Here is a 19904-nt window from a genome sequence, read left to right as displayed (position 1 = left end):
TCTTCACCGTGACACCGTGACGCGGTCGGCCGCGGCGGCGGCGAAGGCGCGGATCATCGGGTGGGCCCGGGTGCCGTCGCCGGCCAGCTCGGGCTGGAACAGCGAGGCCAGGAAGAAGGGGTGCGCCTCGGCCGGCAGCTCCAGGATCCGCAGCTGCCCGGAGTCGTCCGCGCCGCTGAACCGCAGGCCGCCCGCGCGCAGCCGCTCCAGGTAGGCGTCGTTCAGCCCGTACGCGCAGTGGTACCGCTCCACCGTGCGCGGCGCGCCGAGGACGCGCTCGGCCAGCGAGCCGGGGGTCAGCCGCACCGCGCCCTCGTGTCCCACCAGCGAGCAGCTGAGCGGCACGATCACCAGGTCCGCCTCGCCGGGATGGCTCTCGCCGTGCGCGGCGCCGCCGATCCCGCAGACGTGGCGGGCGTACTCCAGCACCGCGTGCTGGAAGCCGGCGCAGGTGCCGAGGAAGGGGATGCGCCGCTCGCGGGCGGTGCGGACGGCGGCCAGCGCGCCGTCCTCGCTGCGGTACGGGCTGCCGGGGAGCAGCCAGACGGCGTCGAAGCCGTCCAGTGCGCCAGGGGCGGCGGCGTCCTCGGTGGGGACCCAGTAGGCGTCCAGGACGAGCTGGTCGCGGTCGGCGAGCGCGTCGAGCAGGGCGGGGACGCGGGTGTGCGAGCGGACGGCGGTCGAGCGGTCGCCGACCAGGGCGAGGCGGGGAAGGGGGTGGGTCATGGGGCTATCCTGACCGGCGGCGCCGCATCAGTGCCAACGATGATTGCTTACCCCTCGATCAGTGGACGTGATGAGCGCGTGGAGCCGCAGCAGCTGCGCACCTTTGTCGCCGTGGTCCGGCTGGGCTCGTTCTCCGAGGCCGCCCGCGAACTCGGCTACACCCAGTCGGCGGTCTCCCAGCAGATCGCCGCGCTGGAGGCGGACCTCGGCACGGCGGTGCTGCACCGCCGTCCGGTCGGCCCCACCGAGGCGGGCGCGCGGCTGCTGGAGCACGCCTCGGCCCTGCTGCTGAGGATCGACGCGGCGCGTGCTGACATCGCACGCCTGGCGGGTGCCGCGAGTGCCTGTCTCACCGTCGGGGCCACGCCGCTGGCGCTCGGGGCGGAGGTGGGGCGCGCGCTCGCCGAGGTGCGCCGGGTCCATCCGACGGTGGACCTGACGGTCCGGGTGCTCGCCCAGGACGCGCTGCCCGCCGAGGTCGCGACCGGCGCCGTCGACCTCGCGCTCGTGGACGGTCCGGCCGCCCCGTCCGACCCGCTCCCGCTGCCCGACGTGGGCCCGCTCGCCACCGTCGCGGTCGCCGAGCAGCCGCTCGCCGTCGCCCTGCCGGCCGGCCACCCGCTGGCCGGGCGCTCCGGGCTCGCGCTCGCCGACCTGTCCGCCGCCCGCTGGCTGCACGCCCCCGCCCTCGCCCCGACCGGCGCCCGGCTGCGCGCCGCCACCGCCGTCGACGGCTACCGGCCGTCCCTGCGCTACCTGGGCACCGATGTGCGCGGGCTGCTCGCCCTGGTCGCGGCCGGGCACGGGCCGGCCCTGCTGCCCGCCGCGGTGGCGGCCGGCGCGCCGGGGGTGGTGGCCGTCCCGGTCCGGGCGCCCCGCCTGGTGCACCGCACCGAACTCGTCCACGGGGCCCTGCCGGAGGGGCCCGCCGCGCTGCTGGCCCGGCTGCTGACGGGGGATCCGGACGGGACTCAGCCGACGATGCGGGCGCCGGGGCAGCAGGGGGTGTCGACCCGGTAGCAGACGTAGCGCAGACAGCCCAGACAGATCGATATGTTCTCCAGCCGCCAACTCTGGCCGTGACAGGTGCAGTCGGCCCGCTCGCGCAGCAGCGTGTCCCAGCCGTCCGCACCCCCGTTGGCGGCGAAGGCCGCGGCGACGTAGGCGGTGGTGGCCGGGGTTTCGTCGGCGGTGCCGCGCCGGGTGGCGTCCAGGTGCCAGCAGTACAGGGCGAGCAGCGCCCGGCCGTCGACCAGGCGGTAGCCGGCCCGGCCGTCGTCCTCCCAGTCCCGGACCAGCCGCGCGACCCGTTCGGGGAACGGGCGCGCGGGGTCGAGGAGGCGGCGGTTGCCCTGCAGCCGTGGCGGGTTGGCGGTCATGTGGTCCCCTTTCCGGGGCCCACGGTAGGGCGTCAGGTCGCGAAGTCCCCGACCGGGGTGGGAGCTTGGTGAGGGCTTGTTACGCGCACGTGGTGCCGTCGGGCGGCACCACGCCGTCCAGCAGGTACTGGTCGACGGCCTGCTTGAGGCAGGGGTTGCCGGTGTCGTAGCCGCCGTGGCCCTGCCCGCGCAGGGTGACGGTCACCCCGACGCCCGGGCCGAGCCGCTGCGCCATCGCGCGGGCCCCCTCGTACGGGGTGGCCGGGTCGCCGGTGTTGCCGATGACCACGATCGGCGCCGCGCCGGGGGCGTCGACCTCGGGGTGGTCGGTCCGTCCGGGCACCGGCCAGTGCGAGCAGGCGGTCAGGCCCCAGGCGGCGAAGTCGCCGAAGACCGGTGAGGCCTGACGGAACGCCGGAAGCTGCTCCCGCACCTCGGCCTCGGTGTAGCGCTGCCGGTCGTCGACGCAGCTGACGGCGCGGTTGGCGGCGAGCAGGTTGCTGTAGTGGCCCTGGGCGTCGCGGCCCGTGTAGGCGTCGGCGAGGGCGAGCAGGGTGGTGCCGGAGCCGCCCTGCATCGCCTCCTGGAGGCCGACGGCGAGGGCGTTCCAGCTCGCCTCGCTGTAGAGCGCGGCCGCGATGCCGGTGACGGCGAGGTCCTGGGTGAGTCTGCGACCGCTGTCGGCCGGCAGCGGGGCGGCGTCCAGGCCCTGCAGGAGGGTGGTGATCCGCCGGGTGCCCTCGGCGCCGCCCGGGCCGGTCGGGCAGGCATCGCCCGCCTGGTCGGCGCAGGCCGCCATGAAGTTCTCCAGGGCGAGCTGGAAGCCCTTGGCCTGGCCGAGCGAGCTCTGCAGCGGATCCTGGGTCGGGTCGACGACGGCGTCCATCACCAGGCGGCCGACGTCGTGCGGGTACAGATGGGCGTAGACGCCGCCGAGTTCGGTGCCGTAGGAGAAGCCGAAGTAGTGCAGCAGGTCGTCCCCGAGCACCTGGCGCAGCAGGTCGAGGTCGCGGGCGGCCGAGACGGTGTCGACGTAGGGCAGGACGGCGCCGGAGTTCTGTTGGCAGGCGGCGGCGTACGCGGTGTTGGCCTCGTCGAGCGCCCGGGCCTCGGCGGTGTCGTCCGGTGAGCCGTCGACGGCGGCCGAGGCGTCCGTGGCGGCGTCGTCCAGGCAGTGCACGCCGGCGCTGTCGCCGATCCCGCGCGGGTCGAAACCGACCAGGTCGTAGCGGGTGTTGAGGTCGGCGTAGTCCTTGGCGAGGGCGGGCAGGGTGGTGACGCCGGAGGCGCCGGGGCCGCCGAAGTTGTAGATCAGCGAGCCGATCCTCGGCCCGCCGGTGGACCTCGCTCGGATCAGCGCGAGGTCGATGGTGCGCCCGTCGGGCCGGGCGTGGTCCAACGGGGCCTTCAGGGTGGCGCACTCCCACGGCGCGCCCGGGGCCCGGCCGCCGCCCTGGGCGGCCGACGGGGCCGGGCAGGCGTGCCAGGCGAGCTGCTGGCCGGTGAGCGCGGCGGGCAGCGCCGGGATGGCGGTGGCGGTGGCGGAGGCAGTGGAGGGGGAGGGGGAGGCGGCGGTGCTCGCGGCGGTCGACGGTTCGACCTTGGCGGAGCTCGCCGGGGAACCGTTGTGGCACGCGGTGAGGCCGCAGGCCAGCGCCACGGCCAGGCCCAGGGCTCCGGCGCCGCGTCCGACAGGGTGCATGGGGGTTCCGATCCGAGGCCGCCGGGGGAGCTTCCGTGCCGGAAGCCTAGGTCGGGGACGGGGCGCCCGCCCGCCGGACTGGTCCGTTCCGGCGGTGCCCGGGTGGTCGATCCGGACGGCTGCCGGGCCGGCGGCGCCCTTCGCCGGGGCCGTGCGGGCCGCCGGCCGTGTCACCCCTGCGTGTGTCGGAAGCCCCGTCGGCCCGTCACGGGCCCATGAACACCGTGGGTGTCTGGTTGGCTACGCATGGCGCGCGGCGCTCGCGTCGACCCCCGTGGGTCCGGCGCGGCGGCCGTTCATCGACAGACGGGAGAAGAAGTGGCGGACAAGCGGCTCAAGGCCTGGGGCAACAACCGTGCCGGCCAGCTCGGTGACGGCTCCTGGGCCGCCCTGCACACCAAGGCCACCACCGTGCTCGGGCTGGCCGGATCCGACGTGGTCAGGACCGCCGCCGGTGGGGCGGGTGCGGCCACGGGGCACGGGCTGGCGCTGCTGACCGACGGCAGCGTGCGGTCCTGGGGCGCCAACGGCTCGGGGCAGCTCGGTGACGGCTCGGTCTCCGGCCGCGGCGCGCCCGACTGGGTCGTCAACCTGGGCGACGCCACCGACATCGCCGCGGGCGGCGCCCACAGCCTCGCCCTGTGCGAGGACGGCACGGTGCTGGCCTGGGGCCGGAACGCCCACGGTCAGCTCGGCAACGGTGGCGACGCCGACAGCAGTGTCCCGGTCCGGGTCAGGCGCCTCGACGAGGTGATCGCCATCGCCGCCGGCCTCCACCACAGCCTGGCGCTGCGCGCGGACGGCACCGTGTGGGCCTGGGGCCACAACGTCAACGGCCAGCTCGGCGACGGGACTTCGGCCGGCCGCAACGTCCCGGTCCAGGTGGCCGGCCTCGGTGCGGTCAGCCGGATCGCGGCCGGCGCCAACCACAGCCTCGCCGTGAGCGGCGGGAGCGCGGTGAAGGCCTGGGGCTTCAACGCCTCCGGCCAGCTCGGCGACAACACCACGATCAACCGCTACACCCCGGTCCACACCCGGGGCGGCTGGTCCGGCGGGGTCAGCTGGATCGCGGCGGGCTCCCACCACAGCCTGGCCGTCACCGGCGGCGACCACCGGCTCAGGGCCTGGGGGCAGAACACCTCGGGCCAGCTCGGCGACGGCAGCACGACCTTCCGGGTCACGCCGGTGCCGGTCCCGGGCCTGGCCGGGGTGCGGCAGGTGGCGGGCGGCCGTGAGCACACCGTCGTCCTGCTGGCCGACGGCGAGGTCCACTCCTGCGGGGCCAATGCCTCCGGCCAGCTCGGCGACGGCAGCACCACGGACAGCAGCTCCCCGGTGCGGACCTTCACCGACCTGGTCCGCGCCGACACGATCGCTGCGGCGGTCGGCGGCGACTTCAGCCTCGCCGACTGACCCGGCCCGCCCCGTCGGCGGTCGGCGTCGGTGATCAGCTCGCCGACGGGGTCTCGGGCCGCAGGGCGCGGACGGCGAACAGCGTGGTGAGGTGCGGCGAGCCGAAGTACAGCGGCAGGTTCCCGGTGCGGAAGTAGCCGCCGGCCGGCCAGGAGCCGTCCGGCAGCTGCGCCCCGGTCAGCCGCCGGCGCAGGCCGGGCAGGTCGGCGGTGGCGCCCGTGTACTCGCCGGCGAGTACGAGCAGCGCCGTTTCGAGCGGGGTGTCGGCGAACTGGGTGGTGACGTGCTCGACCGCGCGCCGCGCCGGTGCGGCCAGTTCGGGCACGGCGGTGGCCGCCCGGGCGGCGGCGTGCAGGAAGGCCTCGGGCGAGGCGTAGTACCGGGTGCCGGTGCGGGGGCCGCTCAGGTGCTGGCGGACGTACCGCAGCGTCGCCTCCGCCGCCGGGTGCGGCAACCGGCCCGCGGCGCCCGGGAGGTGGAGCGCGAAGAGGATGTCGGCGGCGATGACCGCGTCGTAGCGCCGGCCGCGGGAGGAGGTCTGGTCGCTGTCCTCCCAGTAGGCCGGTATCGGGCCGTCGTCCGGGCCGATCTGGGTGTCCAGCAACTGCTCGGCGTAGTCCGCCGCTTCGTCCGGTGCGAGCAGCCCGTGCCGGGCGAGTCCGGACATCGCGACCGCGGTGCTGCCGGTGTCGGCGGCGAAGGGCACGCCGGTCGGGAAGAGGCCGTACCGGTGGCGCGAGGGGTGGCGGTACCTCTGGACCTGCCCCGCCAGCGCGGCCACCAGCTCGCGCTCCTCGGGCCGTTCGGCGTCGGGCCGCAGCAGGGCGAGGCCCCACATCGCGGACAGGCCCTCGTGGTCGGGGTCGAACCCGAGGTCCACCCCGTGCGAGACCAGCAGGCGCCGGCGGGCGTCGGCGCCGGTGAGCGGTGCCCGCAGTTCCGGGTCGAGGCCGGGCCGGGCGGACGGCAGCCCGCCGGGGCCCAACGCCCCGTGCAGGAAGCCCAGTCCGCGCCCGACGGCGGCGTCCCACACTGTTTCGTCGGCGGACATGTGTCCCGTCCCCTCTGGTCGCCCTGCTCCACTGGCCGGTACGGCCGGCCACCCCCGTCCCTCCTCCTACCCCGCGCCGACGCGCGTCTCACCCGGCGGGCGGCCTGCGGAACAGCGCGGTGAGCAGCACGGGCAGGCCGAACAGCGGCGAGCCGGGTTCCTGCGGCAGCATCGGGCGGAGCTCCAGCTCGGTGAAGTCGCCGAAGATCCAGCGCAGTTCGTCCGGGGTGAAGGCGAGGCCGCCGTCCAGCCTCCCGGTGCGGTAGAGCTCGGCGTCGGGCAGCTCCGAGCCCATCGCACCGGCCGCGAAGCAGGTCAGCCCGAGATGTCCGCCGGGTGCCAGCACGCGCTCCAGCAGCGCGAGGTAGCTGATCCGGCGGTGCGGCGGCAGGTGGTGCAGGCAGCCGGAGTCGTACACCAGGTCGTAGGCGGGGAGGGGGAGTTCCACGGTGAAGATGTTGCCGTGGTGGAACCGCGGTGCGACCCCTGCCGCCTGTGCGCGCTCGTGCGCCCAGGCGAGGGCGGTGGCGGAGAGGTCGACGGCGTCCACCTCGAAGCCGCGGGCGGCGAGGTGGACGGCGTTGCGGCCGGCCCCGCAGCCGAGGTCCAGCACCCGCGCGCCGGGGGCGAGCAGGCCGCGGTCGAGGTGGGCGACGAGGTTCTCGTCCGGCGCGGCGGCGAAGAACGGCCGACCGGAGGCGCGGTCGGCGTAGAGGCCGTCCCACCAGTCGGCGGCCCGGTCGGTCCAGCGGTCCGCCTCGGGTGCGAAGAGCCCGTCGAGCAGGGCGAGGACGTCGTCGGTGGAGCGGATGGAGCGGTTCAAGGGCGGCCCTTCCGGCGGGGGTTCGGTACGGTCGAGCCTAGGAGTTCGCGGGCGTCCGGGCACCCCCGAGTCGGTTCCGTGGAAAGGCTCGTGCGGTCGGTGGCGGGCGCGGCCGGCGGCGGTCCGGCAGGGTCCCTCGCGGGTGGGGCGGGCGGCAGGTGGCGCTGTCGCGGGAGGCCGGGAAGGGCCCGTCCAGCGGCGTGGGCGGGGGGTCGGGGCGGGCGTCCGAGGTCAAGGTTCGGCCTCGGTCCACTGCCGCTGGGTAGGGTCGGCGGCATGACGGACGAGCTGCTGAGGGTGGTGCTGATCGGGGGGACGTCGAACACCGGGAAGTCGACGGTCGCCCGGCTGGTGGCGGAGCGGCTCGGCTTCGAGTACCGGTCGACCGACACGCTGGCGCGGCACCCGGGCCGCCCCTGGCCGGTGCCGGGGTGGGAGGTGCCGCCGCACGTCGCGGAGCACTACCGCACGCTCACGGTGGACGAGTTGATCGCCTCGGTGCTCGCGCACTACGCGCGGCTGCGACCGGTGATCGGGGAACTGGTCGCCGAGCGGGTGGCGGACGGCGACGGCCCCGGTCTCGTCCTGGAGGGCTCGGCGCTGTGGCCCGACGGCACGGCACGGCTGGTCGGCCCGGGAACCGCGGCGCTCTGGCTCACCGCGGACGAGACCGTGATCCGTGAGCGGATCCGGCTCGGCGGTCGGTACGCGGAGGCGACGGAGGACGGGCGGCACCTGATGGACAGGTTCCTGGCCCGCAGCGTCCGGTACCAGGAGCTGATGCTGGCGGAGCTGGACCGGTTCGGGCCGCACGGACCCGGGCCGGCCCGGCTCGACGCCGGGGGCGGACGGTCCGCCGACGAGCTGGCGGACGCCGTGCTCGCGGCGGTCGGGCGGCGGCCCCTCACAGGTGGAGGGTGAACGAACCCTCCCCGTGGCGGCGGCCGTTGACCTGGAGCTCCAGCAGGTGCACGCCCGCGTGGTAGCGCCGGGTGCTGATCGGCTTCACGGCGTGCCGGCGAACGGCCCGCCAGGTCTCGCCGGGCGCGAGCGAGCGGGTGGTGAGCTTGAAGACCTTGGGCGTGCGGCCGCCGTTGGCCTTCACGTGGTGCACGACGTAGTCGATGACCACGCTGGCGCTCTCGTCGTGGGTGTTGGTGACCGCGTACTCGAACACCAGCTCCTCGCCGAGCCGGATCTCGGCGGTGCGCACGAGCGGGCCCTCGACGTCCACCGGGACGTCGGGGCGGTGGCCGAGCAGCGCGAGCGCCTCGGGCCGGCCGGCCTTGATCAGGGTGCGCAGGCCGTGCCGGACCAGCGGGAGGGTGGTCGGCGCCGGGTCGGCGAGCCAGCGGGCGGCGGTCTCGACGGCGGTGCCGGGGTGGTCGCGGCTGATGTCGTTGAGGTGGTTGGCGACCGAGCGGCGGACGTACTCCGAGGGGTCCCGGTACAGCGCGTCGAGCACCGGCAGGGCGGGCGCCGGATCGGCGATCAGCGCCGGGAGCTGGGGGGCCCAGGGCAGCCGCGGCCGGGTGCCCTCGCTGGCGAGGCGGCGCACATGCGGGTCCGGGTCGGCCGTCCACCGCTGCACGACGGCGAGCGCGCGCCCCTGGTCGGCGCGGAGGAAGGGGCGGACGGCGGTCTCGGAGGTCAGCCGCGGGGTGAGCGCGGCGAGCAGCGCGAGCGCCGGTTCGAAGGCGTCCAGGCCGCGGACGGCGACGGCCTCGCCGACCGGGAAGGTCATCCAGCCGGCGAACTCCTCGTCGCGCAGCGCCGCGCGCAGCACCCGCTCGAACGCGGGGTAGCCGGCCGGGAGATCGGCGAGCACGGCGTCGCGGATCGCGGCGACGCGTTCGCTGAAGCCGAGGCCGTCCAGCGCCGCCGCGCAGCCGTCGAGGGCGTCGGTGGTGACGCCGTGGCCGGCCCGGGCCAGGCAGCGGGCGAGTCCGGCGACGGTGTCCGGGTTGAGCATCTCGGCGGCCGAGGGCACGGCGGTCTCCTTGGGGCTCGGTGGTGCGGCGGCCGCGGGCGTCACCCGCCCGCCGCGGCCCGTGTAGCGTGGCACACCCCACTGACAACGGGTGCCCTGCGACCTGTGACGCGGTGGAAGCCGGGCGGACGGCCGGAAGGGACGGGGACGGTGTCGTACCAGGGCCTGATCATCGACTTCGCGGGCGTGCTGACCACCCCGCTCGGCGAGTCCGTGCGCGGCTGGTGCACGCGCAACGGCCTCCCGCCGGACACCTGGCGGCGCGCCCTGGTGGACGACCCCGCCGGGCGGGCGCTGTACGGGGAGCTGGAGCTGGGCCGGATCACCCAGCACGAGTGGAACCGCCGCACCGCCGCCCTGATCGGGGTCGAGCCCGAGGACCTCATGGGCCGCGCGCACGCCGACGTGCGGCCCGTCGCCGCGATGGTGGGGCTGGTGCGGGCGGCCCGCGCGGCGGGCCTGGCCGTCGCCCTGCTCTCCAACTCCTACGGCCTCGACCCCTACAACCCGTACACCGCCACCGGCGTCTGGGACCTCTTCGACGTCCGGGTGATCAGCGGCGAGGCGGGCCTGGCGAAGCCGGACCCGGACATCTACCGGCTCACCCTGGAACGGCTCGGCCTGCCGGGCGAGGCGTGCGTCTTCGTCGACGACCACGCCCCGAACCTCGCCCCGGCCGAGGCGCTGGGCATCACCGCCGTCCACGCGGACGGCCCCGGGACGCCGGGCACGGTGGCCCGCCTGCTGGGGCTGCCGTAGCGCCGGGGTCCGTAGCGCTGTGGTCCGCGGTCCGGGCTCCGTGGTCCGGTCTCCGGGCGGAGGGTGACAGTGCGACCGTGGGTGTGCGACGCTTCCACGCACGCGCAGCCCGGCCGCACGGTCGAACGCGGGCGCGGTGACTCGGGGAGTCGGGGGGTCGGATGGCCGAGCACGTGCCGCCGGACGGGAGCCGTCGCCGGGCCGGCGGGGGAGCGGTCGGCGGTCGGACGGTACCGCTGCTGCTGGTCGCTGGCGGGCTGCTGCTCGCCGCCGCGGCGTTGCGGCCGGCCGATGGCCTGCTGGGCCCGCCCGGGGACGCGGTGGTCCGTACGACCGGCCCCGTGGTGCTGATCGCCCTCGGCTGGGCGGTGCTCGTCGGATGGTTCGCGGCGCGTTTCCGGGCGGAGGTCCGCCCGCTCGTCGGGCCGACGCCCTGGACCGAACGCCTGCGCGAGGCCACCGGGTTGCTGCTGGGCGCCGCCGCCGCGCTGGTCCCGCTGCTGCTGCTCGCCCTCCACAACCGCCTGCGGAAGCCGTCCGGCCCGCAGGAGCCGATGGTGCTCCCGACGCGGCCGGCCCCGACGGAGCCCCCGGAGGACAGCCCGCCGGTCGAGGGCGGCGGCAACCTGCTCACCCTGCTGCTGTACGCGCTCGGCGCGCTCCTCGTGATCGCCCTGGTCGTCGCGCTGACCCGGGTGGTGCTGGTCCGGTACCGCGCCCGGCAGCGGGCGCGCTCGCTGCCCGCCGTCGGCCGGGTCGCCCCCGGGGAGGACGCCCTCGCGGCCGCCGTCGCCACCGGCCGGCGCTCCCTGCACGGCGCCGACGCGCGGGCCGCCGTGATCGCCTGCTACGCCGCGATGGAGGGCTCGCTGGCCGAGTCCGGCCTGGAACGGCGGATCGGCGACAACCCGGCGGAGCTGCTGGAGCGGGCCGTCGCGGACGACCGGGTCGACCGGGCCCCCGCGTACGCGCTCACCGAGCTGTTCCGGGAGGCCAGGTACTCCTCCCACCCAATGGACGACGGCCATGTGCGCCGGGCCCGCGCCGCCCTGGACACCATCGCCGCCCGGCTGGCCGCGGACGGCGGCGATCGGCCCGCCGCCGACGGGGCCGGGCAGTCCGCGGCCGACCGCGCCGCCGCGCCCCGGAGCCGTCGATGAGCAGCGAACCCGCCCGCCGCCGCGCCGCCGCGTCCGAGGGCGGACGGCAGCCGACCCGAACCGGCTCCGTACGCCACAGCCTGACCGAACTGACCGTCGTCGCCGTCCTCGCCGAGGTGGTGCTCGGACTGGTCGGCGGCCCGCCGGCGGTCGTCGCCGGGGCGGCCGTACTCGTCGCCGTCGCCCTGCTCACCGGCCGGTACGTGGCCGGCGCCGGGTCCCAGGACGTGGGCCTGCGCCGGCGGCCGCGGCTGATGGACTCGCACGAGCCGGGCCTGTCCGACTGGCGCTGGACCGTGCGCCAGGGGCTGACGCCGGACAGCGACGCCCAGCTGCTGCGCGGCCGGCTCCAACGGCTGTTCGCCGCCCGGCTGTCGGAGGAGCACCACGTCTCGCTCACCGCCGACCGGCAGCGGGCGGCGGAGCTGATCGGCGCCCGCCTCTGGCCGTGGATCGACCCGGTCGGCGAGCCGCCGGCCCCGGCCTTCCCGCCGGACGTCCTGCGGGAGCTCGTCGACCGGTTGGAGTCCCTGTAGCCGCCCGGTCGAGCGTCCTTCCACCAGTGAGTCCCGACGCCGAGGCGTCCGCAGCCGCCCGTCCCGTCCGTTCCGTCCGTCTCGTCCGTCCCGCCCGTCCCCTCAGGAGAGCCATGACCGCCGACCCGCAGGCCCCCGTCGACCCGAGCGACCACGGCGGGCCCGGAGAGCTGACGCCGCAGCAGGCCGGGGAGCGCGTCCGCGCGGTGCTGAAGGAGATCGAACGCGCCGTCGTCGGCAAGCCCGACGCGCTGCGCCTGGTGATGCTGGGCATCGTCGCCGGCGGCCATGTGCTGATCGAGGACCTGCCGGGGCTCGGCAAGACGCTGCTGGCCCGCTCGTTCGCGACCACCCTGGGCCTGGACTTCCGCCGGATCCAGTTCACGCCCGACCTGCTGCCCTCGGACGTCACCGGCGCGCCGTTCTACGACCAGCACAGCGGCGAGATGGTGTTCCGGCCCGGCCCGCTCTTCACCCAGCTGCTGCTGGCCGACGAGATCAACCGCACCCCGCCGAAGACCCAGGCCGCGCTGCTGGAGGCGATGGCCGAGGGCCAGGTCTCGGTCGACGGCGCCACCCGCCGCCTGCCGCAGCCCTTCGCGGTGATCGCCACCGCCAACCCGATCGAGTACGAGGGCACCTACTCCCTGCCCGAGGCCCAGCTGGACCGCTTCCTGCTGCGGGTGCGGATGGGGTACCTGTCCACCGGTCTGGAGGCGGCGATGCTGCGCGCCCGGCTGGACCGGTCCGCCCCCGAGGCGGTGCTCGACACCGTCAGCAGCCCCGCCGAACTGCTCGCCGTACGGGCCGCGGTCGAGCGCGTCGAGGTCGACGAGGACCTCGTCGACTACGTCGTCGCGCTGGTCGACGCCACCCGCAAGGACCAGCAGATCCAGGTCGGCGCCTCGCCGCGCGGCGGCCTCGCGCTGGTGCAGCTGGCCCGGGCGCACGCGATGCTGCAGGGGCGCGACTACCTGATACCGGAGGACGTCAAGGAACTCGCCGTCCCCGCGCTGGCCCACCGCGTCACCCTCAAGCCGGAGTTGTGGGTCCGCCAGGTCGAGGCGGACGAGGTGCTGGCGCGGGTGGTCGCCGGTGTCCCCGCTCCGCAGACGGTGCCGCGCGCCGCCGGGCCGGGCGTGGACGCCGCGCGGTGACCGTCCCGCCTCCCGCCGCAGACCCGCCTCCCACCCCCGACCCGGTGACCGCCCGCATCCTCGCCCGCAGCGCCCGGGCCACCGCCGACGGCCTGCCCAGCAGCCCGCCCTCGCCGCACTGGCGGGCCGCCGAACGGACCCTGCGGCTGCTCTCCGTCGCCGCCGCAGCCGCCGTGGCCGCCCTGCTGACCGGCCACGGCTGGCTGCTCGCCCTGGCCGCCGCCCCCGCCGTGCTGCTCGCCCTGGCCGCCCCGGGCCGCGGCCGGCCCACCGAGCTGGCGGCCACCGCCACCGTGGAGCCGCGCCGCTGCCTCGAGGGCGAGCGCATCACCGCCCGCATCGAGATCCACCACGACGGGCGGACCGGCCCGCTCGACCCCACCATCGCCCTGGGCCCCGGCGTCGTCCTGGAGGCGCTGACCGTGCGCCCCACCGGCGTGGACCTCGCCCTGCGCGCCGACAGCTGGGGCCGCTGGAGCCTGGGCACCGTCGACATCGACGTGCACGACGCCGGCGCCCTGACCCGCCGCACCGTACGGACCGAGCTCGGCACCGCGGACGTCTTCCCGGTGCCCGCGACCGCCCGCCTCACCCCGATCCCGGTCCGGCTGCCCGAGCGCCTCGGCGAACACACCACCCGCCACGACGGCGCCGGTGTCGAGGTGGTCGGCGTCCGCCCGTACGTCCACGGCGAGCGCCAGCGGCGCATCCACTGGCCCGCCACCACCCGCCGCGGCAGCATCCAGATCAACCAGTTCGCCGCCGAACGGGCCTCCGACGCCGTCGTCCTGCTCGATACGCTCGACGACGTCCACGACCCGGCCACCGGACTGTCCAGCCTGGACGAGAGCCTGCGCGCCGCCGTCGGACTGACCCGCGCCTACCTGCGCCGGCACGACCGGGTCGGCCTGATCGCGGTCGGCGGGCAACTGCGCTGGCTCACCGCCGGCACCGGCGACCGCCAGGTGTACCGGATGGTCGAGAGCGTGCTGGAGGTCCGTCAGGACCGGGCCCACCGCGGGCCCGCGCTGCCCCGGCTGCCGCTGACCGCCCTGCCGGGCCACACCCTGGTCTACGCGTTCACCCCGCTCGCCGACCAGCGGATCCTGGAGGTGCTCGGCCGCGTCGCCGACCACGGCAACCCGCTGGTGGTGGTGGAGATCCCGGTCGGCGAGCCCGTGGTCGAACAGGACGACGAGGTGGGCGCGTTGGCCCTGCGGCTCTGGCGCGCCGAGCGGGAAGCGATGCGCTCGGCCCTGCGCGCCCGCGGTGTCCCGGTCGCCCGGTACACCCCCGGCGAGGCACTGGACCTCGCCCTCGCACCACTGCTGCGCCGCCGGATCACAGGAGGATCCCGATGACGAACCGGCTGGAGAGGGTCCTCCTGTGCGTCGTCGGCGACGCCCTGCTGCTGGCTTCCGCCGGGGTCGGGGCCGACGACGGCGCGGCCGCCCTGGTCGGGCCGGTCGGACTGGTGGCGCTGCTCGCCCTGGCCACCTGGGCCGCCCTGCCGCCGCCCGAGCCGGAGCGCCGCCCCACCACCTGGCCGGCCCGGCTGGCCACCCGCCGCACCACCGTGCTGGCGACCGGCTGCGTCCTGCTCGCCGCCCTCGGCGAGCCCGGCCTCTGGCGGGGCGCGGCCGTCGCGGTCCTGCTGACCGCCTACCTGCTGCTGCTCGACGCCTTCGGCCCCGACCGCCGCCGCCCCCACCCCACCCACACCGTCGCCGCCCTCGCCGCCTCCGCCCTCACCCTCCCGGCCGCCCTCACCGACACCGGCGCGGGCGAGTGGTCGCGCCCCCTCGCCCTCCTCGGCATCCTGACCGCCGCCACCGGCCTCGCCCTTACCCTGCGGCCCCGCCGGGGGAACTGACAACCCGGCGGCCCCTGGCACAGGAAGTCGGGCCGGCCGACTTCCTGTGCCAGGCGCCCCCTGGCGCGGGCGGGAGCGGGAAGTCGGACCGGCCGACTTCCCGCACCGGGACGAACGCGGCGGTGGGAGCTGCAGCCCCGGCAGCGGCTGCGTCAGGCTGTGGCGCCGCGCCGAGGAGCGCAGCCGCGTCGTGGCCTTCCGCCCGCTCCGCCGCCGGGACGGCCGCCCCCGCACCGGGTGCTCGTGGTAGCGCTTACCGGTGGGTGTTCTTGACGTTGGGCTGCGCCTTCTGGTTGTAGATCTCCTTGCCGTCGGCGTTGAAGGCGTGGACGTAGGGGGTCGCGGGGAAGCGCTTCTCGTTGGGGTCGGTGGAGACGGCCGCGGTGTGGACGAACGCGCCGCCCGCCATCACGGCGGGGTACTGGGTCGGGTCGTCGCCGTAGCTGACGGTGATCTTGGCGACGTCGGACGTGTAGTGCCCGGCGCCCAGCGAGAGGTGCTGCCCGGGAGCGACCGGCGTGCTGAAGCTGTCGAAGAACTCGATCCGGTGACCGGTGCCCCAGAGGCGGTCGTTGATGAAGGTCGGCGGGGAGGACAGGCTGTTGCCGCTGCTGCCCTTCGTCTCGCACTGCACGTACTTTCCGGCAGAGTCGACGGCGACGACCACGCCGTCGGTGTCGGACGAGGCGACGGGGGTGCGGACCGCGATCACCGCGTGGTACTTGGACGCGTCGGAGCCCAGGCAGGAGCCCAGGATCCCGGTGACGGTCCCGGCGTCGATCGGGGTCGTCGCCGTGCTGGTGACGGTGAAAGCGGCCGGGGCGCCAGGCGCACCGGTGACGGCCGTGCCGCTGCCGGAGGCCGTGGCGGCGGGCGCGGCCTCCGGCGTGGCGGTCGGCGTGGTGGTCGGCGTGGTGGCCGGCGCAGCGGCGGGCTCGCTGTGGACCGTGGGGGCGGGCGTGGAGGTGCCGGTCGCGGCGGTGGCCATTCCCCCGGCGGCCGCGACGGCTGCGGTGGTGACAGTGGCGGCGATGAGCATGATCGGGCGGATGCGCATGGATCCGTGTCCTTTCCTGCGGGCGTCCGGTTGACGCCGGCACCCCTGTAGGCCTCCCGACGCCCGGCAGGTCGCACCCCTCACGCGTGATCCATGTCATAGGCCGTGGGTGCGACCCCGGCACGGCGCTCGTGCGTACAGGGCGGGAGGCTTCACCCGGGACGCACGGCTTTCACCGCCGCGGGCGAGGAGTGCCTCCTCACGACCCGCTTGTGCCGCGAGCTGCCGGACAGTCCCAGAAGAGAGAGGCCCTTGATGACGCCACAGGAGTTCGACGCGTTCTACGCGGCGTCCTTCTCCCGCCTGACCGGGCAGCTCTACGCGATAACCGGCGACTGGTCCGAAGCGCAGGACGTGGTCCAGGAGGCCTTCGTCCGCGCATGGGACCGAAGGCGCACCCTCGACCCGGACGACGCCCCGGAGGCATGGATCCGGACCACGGCCCGGCGGCTGGCCCACTCCCGCTGGCGGCGGCTGGCCCGGGGCCTGCACCTGGCCGGACGCCACCACCGCCAGGAACCGCCCACCGTCGAGCCGCCCAGTGAGGAGCACCTGATGCTGGTCACCGCGCTCCGGCGCCTGCCCGAGGCACAGCGGGCCGCGCTCGTCCTGCACCACATGTGCGACCTGTCCGTCGAGCAGGTCGCGGCCGAGACCGGCGCCGGCGTCAGCGCCGTCAAGAGCCGCCTCGCCCGCGGCCGGGCCGCGCTCGCGGCCGTACTCGCTGACCGGGCCCCGACCAGCGAGGAAGGAAAGCTCCGTGTCTGACCCCACGCACGACACCCTCGGCGACCGGCTGCGGCTGCTCGGCACGCAGATGTCCGCACCGACCCTGCCCGCTGCGGAGATCCGCCGACGCGCCGACCGGCGCCGCCACCGCCGACACACCCTGGGCGCGGCCGTGGCCTGCACCGCGGCAGCCCTCTGTCTGGCCCTCCCGTCCGTGCTGAACTCACCGGGGCCGCAGCACTCACCGGGAACGCAGAACTCACCGGCACCGCAGCAATCGCCGGAACCGCAGCAAGGAGCGGCCACCTCGGACGCCTCCTCCGCGCCGGCTTCTCCCGCCCCTCCGGCCGCTTTCACCATCACCAGCACGGCGACGGTGCCGATCGAGGCCGGGGCGGTCGCCGGGATCCTGGGCACCTGCCTGGGCTCGGATGCGTCGCGGTACCACGCGGTGATCGCGGTCCGCACCCCTGTTGCCTCGTCCGACACCGACGGCGTGGTCGTCGCTGTCGACTCCGCCGGAAAGTACGTGCAGTGCGAGTCGAAGGGCGACAAGGGCAGCAGCATGTCGGCCCCTCCGACGCTCATCAACGACCGCCTGTGGGGCGCCGGTCACCTGATCGAGTTCTTCGACGGCTTCAGCGCGCCGGCCGGTGCCGGGCAGCACCTCTCGCTGGGCGCGGGGCACTACACGTCCGAGGTCGCCAAGGTCACCGTCAGCTACGGCGACGACCCGACGCAGTACCCGGCCGTCATGGCGGGCGGCGCGTTCGTCCACACGGCGGCCGTCTCGCCAGGCGCCAACGGGAACCCCTTCTCCCCGGTTTCCTACGTCCACGCCTTCAACGCGGACGGCAAGGAGATCTACAACCAGAAGACCCAGACCGCCGCCAAGAACACCCCCCGGTAGGCGCTACCACGGGCGTTCGGTGGAATCCCATGTACGCGTGGTCGGTTCGGCGGCGCCTGCGCAGTAGCGCGGGCGCCGCCGGGGTTTTCAGGTGTGGGTGGGGAGTTCGTCGGTGTGGATGGCGGTGAGGAAGGACTGCCAGGCGGTGGTGGTGAAGGTGAGGGTGGGGCCGTCGGGGTCCTTGCTGTCGCGGACCGGGACTATGCCGGCATGGCCGTCGGCGACTTCGACGCAGTCACCCTGGCCGTTGCTGTAGGTGCTCTTGCGCCACTGAACGGCCTCGGAGGGATGCTTCATTCGTCGTACTCCTCTGCGACTTGCCTCAACCACGTGATGGATTTCTCGGGTTGTACTGATGAGGCCATGAGGCGGAGGAAGGCATCCTCGTGCCGCGCGACCTCGGAGGGGCGTTCCGAGTAGGTGCTGCTGGTCGTCGCCTCGGAATAGGCCACGCTGCCGGGAATGTCGCTGAACGAAAGCACCGAGAAGGACGAGCCCATGGCCGCGTGTGCGCCTGCCGAGAAGGGGAGGACCTGGACGGTGATGTTGGGTCGCTCGTCGGCCATGGTCGCGAGATGGGTCAACTGCGCGGCCATGTCGGGGCCGCCGCCGATGGGGCGCCTTATGACGGCCTCGCCGATGATGGCCCAGAGCTGCGGCGGGTCCTGCCGGTCGAGGATCTGCTGGCGGTCCATTCGGAGCGCTACACGACGCTCGACTTCAGAGGTGGACTCCGTGGGATTCATCGCTCGGATGACATGCCTGGCGTAGCTCTCGGTCTGGAGCAGGCCCGGGACCAGCTCGCACTGGTACGTCACGATCTTCGTCGCGTCGGACTCGAAGCCTACGTACGCTCGGAACCAGTCCGGCAGGGCGTCGCCGTAGGCGTGCCACCAACCTTGTTGCCGGCTTTGCCTGGTGAGCTTGAGGAACTGCTTCACCTCATCGGGTGAAGTGATGCCGTAGTGGGCCAGCAGCTTGGCCGCGTCGCGTTCTTGTAGGGAGACCAGGCCGCTCTCGATGCGGCTCAGCTTGGAGGCGGACCACCCCAGGGCGGCGGCCACGTCCTTCGCGCTCAAGTCCCGTTGCGCGCGCAACTTGCCAAGCTCCCCGCCGAGCCTACGCCGCAGCACGGTCGGACTGCTCACCCGTCACACTCCCTGGCTGTTCGGTTACTTGCATAGTTTGCCACCCCTCCTGAAGCCTCAACCATGCTGGCAGAGGATGCAATTGCAGATCGGATGCGCTTGCGCGCAATCTGCTGCGAGGTGCATGCTACATCCAGTAACTCGACGGCTCTTCTGAGTGACTACCGGGCATTTCCATGCCCACCCGGCCGTCTCCGTGGCAGCACCACGCCTTCAACCCTCTGCACCAGGAAGGTGAATCCGCCATGTCCTCCTGCCTCCCCTCCTCCCCCTCCCTCTCCTGCTGGCTTCCGCGCAGCAGGCGCTCGCCGGGCGAAGCGCGCCGGTTGCTCGAAAAGCTGCTCGACAGTGCTCCCGGGGGTGAACGCTTCCTCGAATCCGGGAAGTTGCTCGTCAGTGAACTCGTGACCAACGCCGTTCTGCACGGCACGCCGATGGGGCGGCGGGTGCAGATCGTCCTCAACGTCGACCGTCAACGCCTCCGCATCGAGGTGCACGACGCCCGGGGCGAGCGCGGCCCCGTGCTGCGGGCGGCCGGTGGGGAGGACGAGTCCGGGCGCGGGCTCGCGATCGTCAAGTTGCTGGCCCACCGCTGGGGTTGCTGCCCGCGCGAGGGTGGCGTGGGCAAGATCGTGTGGGTCGAGGTCGAGGTCGAGTCGCCCGTCGGACGTGCCCGGTGACGCCGGCGCGGCTCGTCACCGTCGAGGTCGTCGGCCTGGTCCCGCCCACGACCTACGCCCTCCTCTCCAAGGCCCTGTCCGACCTCTGGGCGGCCGTCCGCTTCCAGCCCATGAGCAGGCCGCAGTGGCAGCAGCTGGAATGCTGCCTCGCCGGCCCCGGCCCCGGCGCCGAGCGCTTCGTCGCCGAGCGCCTCGACAGCGACGGCGTGTTGGAGCTCCCGGCCGGAGAGATCCGGATCCGGCTGCGATGGGTCACTCCGTGAAGTCGCCCCCCGCCGGCTCCGGGCCGGTGGTGGGGTCGCGGGTCAGCAGGTAGCGGGCGCCCGGGCCGGCGGCGGCGGCGCGGTCGGCGGCGTTGTAGAGGCCGCAGCGGGTCAGCGACAGGCAGCCGCAGCCGATGCAGCCGGTGAGCTTGGCCTTCAGTCGCTCCAACTCCGCGATCTGCTCGTCGATCCGGCTCTGCCAGGACTGCGCGACGCCGTCCCACTCCGCCCCGCTCGGCGCGCGATGCTCGGGGAGGCGGTCCAGGGCGACCTTGGCCTCGTCCAGGGACAGGCCGACCCGTTGGGCCGCCCGGACGAAGGCGATCCGGCGCAGCGTGCCACGGGTGTAGCGGCGCTGGTTGCCGGTGGTGCGGGTGGCGTGGATCAGCCCCAGCTTCTCGTAGTACCGCAGGGCGGAGGCGGCGAGGCCGCTGCGGTCGGCGAGCTGGCCGATGGTGAGGAGGTCGTGCCGGCTGGGGGTGTGGGCGCTCATGCGCGCCACTCTAGCGCTTGACTTGAAGTCGACTTCAAGTAGCAGCATCGAGGGC

General features: G+C 75.0%; 23 protein-coding genes. 13 read left to right on the top strand and 10 right to left on the bottom strand.

Annotated features, from left to right (window positions below; genetic code table 11):
* Nucleotides 1–3: 3 nt before the first annotated feature.
* Nucleotides 4–726: a hypothetical protein gene (locus ACFVUH_RS04255; protein WP_387911095.1), complete on the bottom strand. Its 723-nt coding sequence runs from the start codon at nucleotides 724–726 to the stop codon at nucleotides 4–6.
* Nucleotides 727–804: 78 nt separating this feature from the next.
* On the opposite strand from ACFVUH_RS04255, the gene ACFVUH_RS04250 reads away from it, so the two are divergent.
* Nucleotides 805–1746 (top strand): LysR family transcriptional regulator, encoded by a 942-nt coding sequence (locus ACFVUH_RS04250; RefSeq protein ID WP_387911093.1) that lies wholly within the window; start codon nucleotides 805–807, stop codon nucleotides 1744–1746.
* Here ACFVUH_RS04250 and ACFVUH_RS04245 read toward each other — a convergent pair.
* Together ACFVUH_RS04245 and ACFVUH_RS04240 are read right to left on the bottom strand one after the other, a co-directional pair.
* Nucleotides 1698–2105, bottom strand: a complete 408-nt coding sequence (locus tag ACFVUH_RS04245; RefSeq protein ID WP_355364778.1) for a hypothetical protein — start codon at nucleotides 2103–2105, stop codon at nucleotides 1698–1700. The genes ACFVUH_RS04250 and ACFVUH_RS04245 overlap by 49 nt on opposite strands.
* 79 nt (nucleotides 2106–2184) lie before the next feature.
* Entirely contained in the window at nucleotides 2185–3807 is a 1623-nt protein-coding gene (locus tag ACFVUH_RS04240; RefSeq protein ID WP_387911091.1) for an alpha/beta fold hydrolase, read from the bottom strand.
* A 318-nt stretch (nucleotides 3808–4125) separates the two neighbouring features.
* Here ACFVUH_RS04240 and ACFVUH_RS04235 point away from each other — a divergent pair, with 318 nt between their 5' ends.
* Nucleotides 4126–5220 carry an RCC1 domain-containing protein gene (locus tag ACFVUH_RS04235; protein ID WP_387911090.1) on the top strand — a complete coding sequence of 365 codons (1095 nt, stop codon included), beginning with the start codon at nucleotides 4126–4128 and terminating at the stop codon, nucleotides 5218–5220.
* Between the two features lie 34 nt (nucleotides 5221–5254).
* On the opposite strand, the gene ACFVUH_RS04230 is transcribed toward ACFVUH_RS04235, so the two are convergent.
* Both ACFVUH_RS04230 and ACFVUH_RS04225 read right to left on the bottom strand, forming a co-directional pair.
* A complete protein-coding gene (locus ACFVUH_RS04230; RefSeq protein WP_387911088.1) occupies nucleotides 5255–6271 on the bottom strand; it encodes a hypothetical protein in 1017 nt (338 codons plus the stop codon).
* 88 nt (nucleotides 6272–6359) lie between these two features.
* A complete protein-coding gene (locus ACFVUH_RS04225; protein WP_355364767.1) occupies nucleotides 6360–7094 on the bottom strand; it encodes a class I SAM-dependent methyltransferase in 735 nt (244 codons plus the stop codon).
* 276 nt (nucleotides 7095–7370) lie between these two features.
* Here ACFVUH_RS04225 and ACFVUH_RS04220 point away from each other — a divergent pair, with 276 nt between their 5' ends.
* The gene (locus ACFVUH_RS04220) at nucleotides 7371–8015 is read left to right on the top strand and encodes a hypothetical protein (RefSeq protein ID WP_387911087.1); all 645 of its coding nucleotides are present in this window, start codon (nucleotides 7371–7373) and stop codon (nucleotides 8013–8015) included.
* Here ACFVUH_RS04220 and ACFVUH_RS04215 read toward each other — a convergent pair.
* Nucleotides 7999–9084, bottom strand: a complete 1086-nt coding sequence (locus ACFVUH_RS04215) for a DNA alkylation repair protein (protein WP_387911085.1) — start codon at nucleotides 9082–9084, stop codon at nucleotides 7999–8001. The two genes, ACFVUH_RS04220 and ACFVUH_RS04215, sit on opposite strands and share 17 nt — an antisense overlap.
* A 150-nt stretch (nucleotides 9085–9234) precedes the next feature.
* Here ACFVUH_RS04215 and ACFVUH_RS04210 point away from each other — a divergent pair, with 150 nt between their 5' ends.
* The 6 genes from ACFVUH_RS04210 (at nucleotide 9235) to ACFVUH_RS04185 (ending at nucleotide 14569) form a co-directional block, all read left to right on the top strand.
* The gene (locus ACFVUH_RS04210) at nucleotides 9235–9843 is read left to right on the top strand and encodes an HAD-IA family hydrolase (RefSeq protein WP_355364758.1); all 609 of its coding nucleotides are present in this window, start codon (nucleotides 9235–9237) and stop codon (nucleotides 9841–9843) included.
* Nucleotides 9844–10004: 161 nt separating this feature from the next.
* The gene (locus ACFVUH_RS04205) at nucleotides 10005–11003 is read left to right on the top strand and encodes a DUF4129 domain-containing protein (protein ID WP_387911083.1); all 999 of its coding nucleotides are present in this window, start codon (nucleotides 10005–10007) and stop codon (nucleotides 11001–11003) included.
* Nucleotides 11000–11539, top strand: a complete 540-nt coding sequence (locus ACFVUH_RS04200) for a hypothetical protein (RefSeq protein ID WP_355364752.1) — start codon at nucleotides 11000–11002, stop codon at nucleotides 11537–11539. Before ACFVUH_RS04205 ends, ACFVUH_RS04200 begins: the two co-directional genes overlap by 4 nt.
* A 113-nt stretch (nucleotides 11540–11652) precedes the next feature.
* Nucleotides 11653–12696, top strand: a complete 1044-nt coding sequence (locus tag ACFVUH_RS04195) for a MoxR family ATPase (RefSeq protein WP_355364749.1) — start codon at nucleotides 11653–11655, stop codon at nucleotides 12694–12696.
* Between the two features lie 44 nt (nucleotides 12697–12740).
* The gene (locus ACFVUH_RS04190; protein ID WP_387911082.1) at nucleotides 12741–14057 is read left to right on the top strand and encodes a DUF58 domain-containing protein; all 1317 of its coding nucleotides are present in this window, start codon (nucleotides 12741–12743) and stop codon (nucleotides 14055–14057) included.
* The gene (locus ACFVUH_RS04185; protein WP_387911081.1) at nucleotides 14054–14569 is read left to right on the top strand and encodes a hypothetical protein; all 516 of its coding nucleotides are present in this window, start codon (nucleotides 14054–14056) and stop codon (nucleotides 14567–14569) included. Before ACFVUH_RS04190 ends, ACFVUH_RS04185 begins: the two co-directional genes overlap by 4 nt.
* Before the next feature lie 253 nt (nucleotides 14570–14822).
* Here the strand turns inward: ACFVUH_RS04185 and ACFVUH_RS04180 are convergent, their stop codons facing one another.
* Nucleotides 14823–15626 carry a hypothetical protein gene (locus tag ACFVUH_RS04180; RefSeq protein ID WP_387911079.1) on the bottom strand — a complete coding sequence of 268 codons (804 nt, stop codon included), beginning with the start codon at nucleotides 15624–15626 and terminating at the stop codon, nucleotides 14823–14825.
* 255 nt (nucleotides 15627–15881) lie between these two features.
* On the opposite strand from ACFVUH_RS04180, the gene ACFVUH_RS04175 reads away from it, so the two are divergent.
* Complete coding sequence (locus ACFVUH_RS04175) at nucleotides 15882–16394, top strand: SigE family RNA polymerase sigma factor (RefSeq protein ID WP_387911077.1); 513 nt, start codon at nucleotides 15882–15884, stop codon at nucleotides 16392–16394.
* Nucleotides 16387–17265, top strand: coding sequence for a hypothetical protein (locus ACFVUH_RS04170; protein WP_387911076.1), 879 nt, complete (start codon nucleotides 16387–16389; stop codon nucleotides 17263–17265). The genes ACFVUH_RS04175 and ACFVUH_RS04170 overlap by 8 nt, the downstream gene beginning before the upstream one ends.
* Nucleotides 17266–17352: 87 nt before the next feature.
* Here the strand turns inward: ACFVUH_RS04170 and ACFVUH_RS04165 are convergent, their stop codons facing one another.
* On the bottom strand, nucleotides 17353–17562 hold the full coding sequence (locus tag ACFVUH_RS04165) for a DUF397 domain-containing protein (protein WP_387911075.1): 210 nt from the start codon (nucleotides 17560–17562) through the stop codon (nucleotides 17353–17355).
* Nucleotides 17559–18413 carry a helix-turn-helix domain-containing protein gene (locus tag ACFVUH_RS04160; protein ID WP_387911073.1) on the bottom strand — a complete coding sequence of 285 codons (855 nt, stop codon included), beginning with the start codon at nucleotides 18411–18413 and terminating at the stop codon, nucleotides 17559–17561. The genes ACFVUH_RS04165 and ACFVUH_RS04160 overlap by 4 nt, the downstream gene beginning before the upstream one ends.
* Before the next feature lie 176 nt (nucleotides 18414–18589).
* Here ACFVUH_RS04160 and ACFVUH_RS04155 point away from each other — a divergent pair, with 176 nt between their 5' ends.
* Both ACFVUH_RS04155 and ACFVUH_RS04150 read left to right on the top strand, forming a co-directional pair.
* Nucleotides 18590–19093 carry an ATP-binding protein gene (locus tag ACFVUH_RS04155; RefSeq protein WP_387911072.1) on the top strand — a complete coding sequence of 168 codons (504 nt, stop codon included), beginning with the start codon at nucleotides 18590–18592 and terminating at the stop codon, nucleotides 19091–19093.
* A complete protein-coding gene (locus ACFVUH_RS04150) occupies nucleotides 19090–19356 on the top strand; it encodes a hypothetical protein (RefSeq protein ID WP_387911070.1) in 267 nt (88 codons plus the stop codon). Before ACFVUH_RS04155 ends, ACFVUH_RS04150 begins: the two co-directional genes overlap by 4 nt.
* On the opposite strand, the gene soxR is transcribed toward ACFVUH_RS04150, so the two are convergent.
* Entirely contained in the window at nucleotides 19346–19849 is a 504-nt protein-coding gene (soxR, locus tag ACFVUH_RS04145; RefSeq protein WP_355364719.1) for a redox-sensitive transcriptional activator SoxR, read from the bottom strand. The two genes, ACFVUH_RS04150 and soxR, sit on opposite strands and share 11 nt — an antisense overlap.
* Nucleotides 19850–19904: the final 55 nt, after the last annotated feature.

The sequence above is a fragment of the Kitasatospora sp. NPDC058032 genome (assembly GCF_042885845.1).
Lineage (GTDB): Bacteria > Actinomycetota > Actinomycetes > Streptomycetales > Streptomycetaceae > Kitasatospora.
Note: the sequence above shows the minus strand (reverse complement) of the source record. Positions and strands in the feature narration are given on the sequence as shown.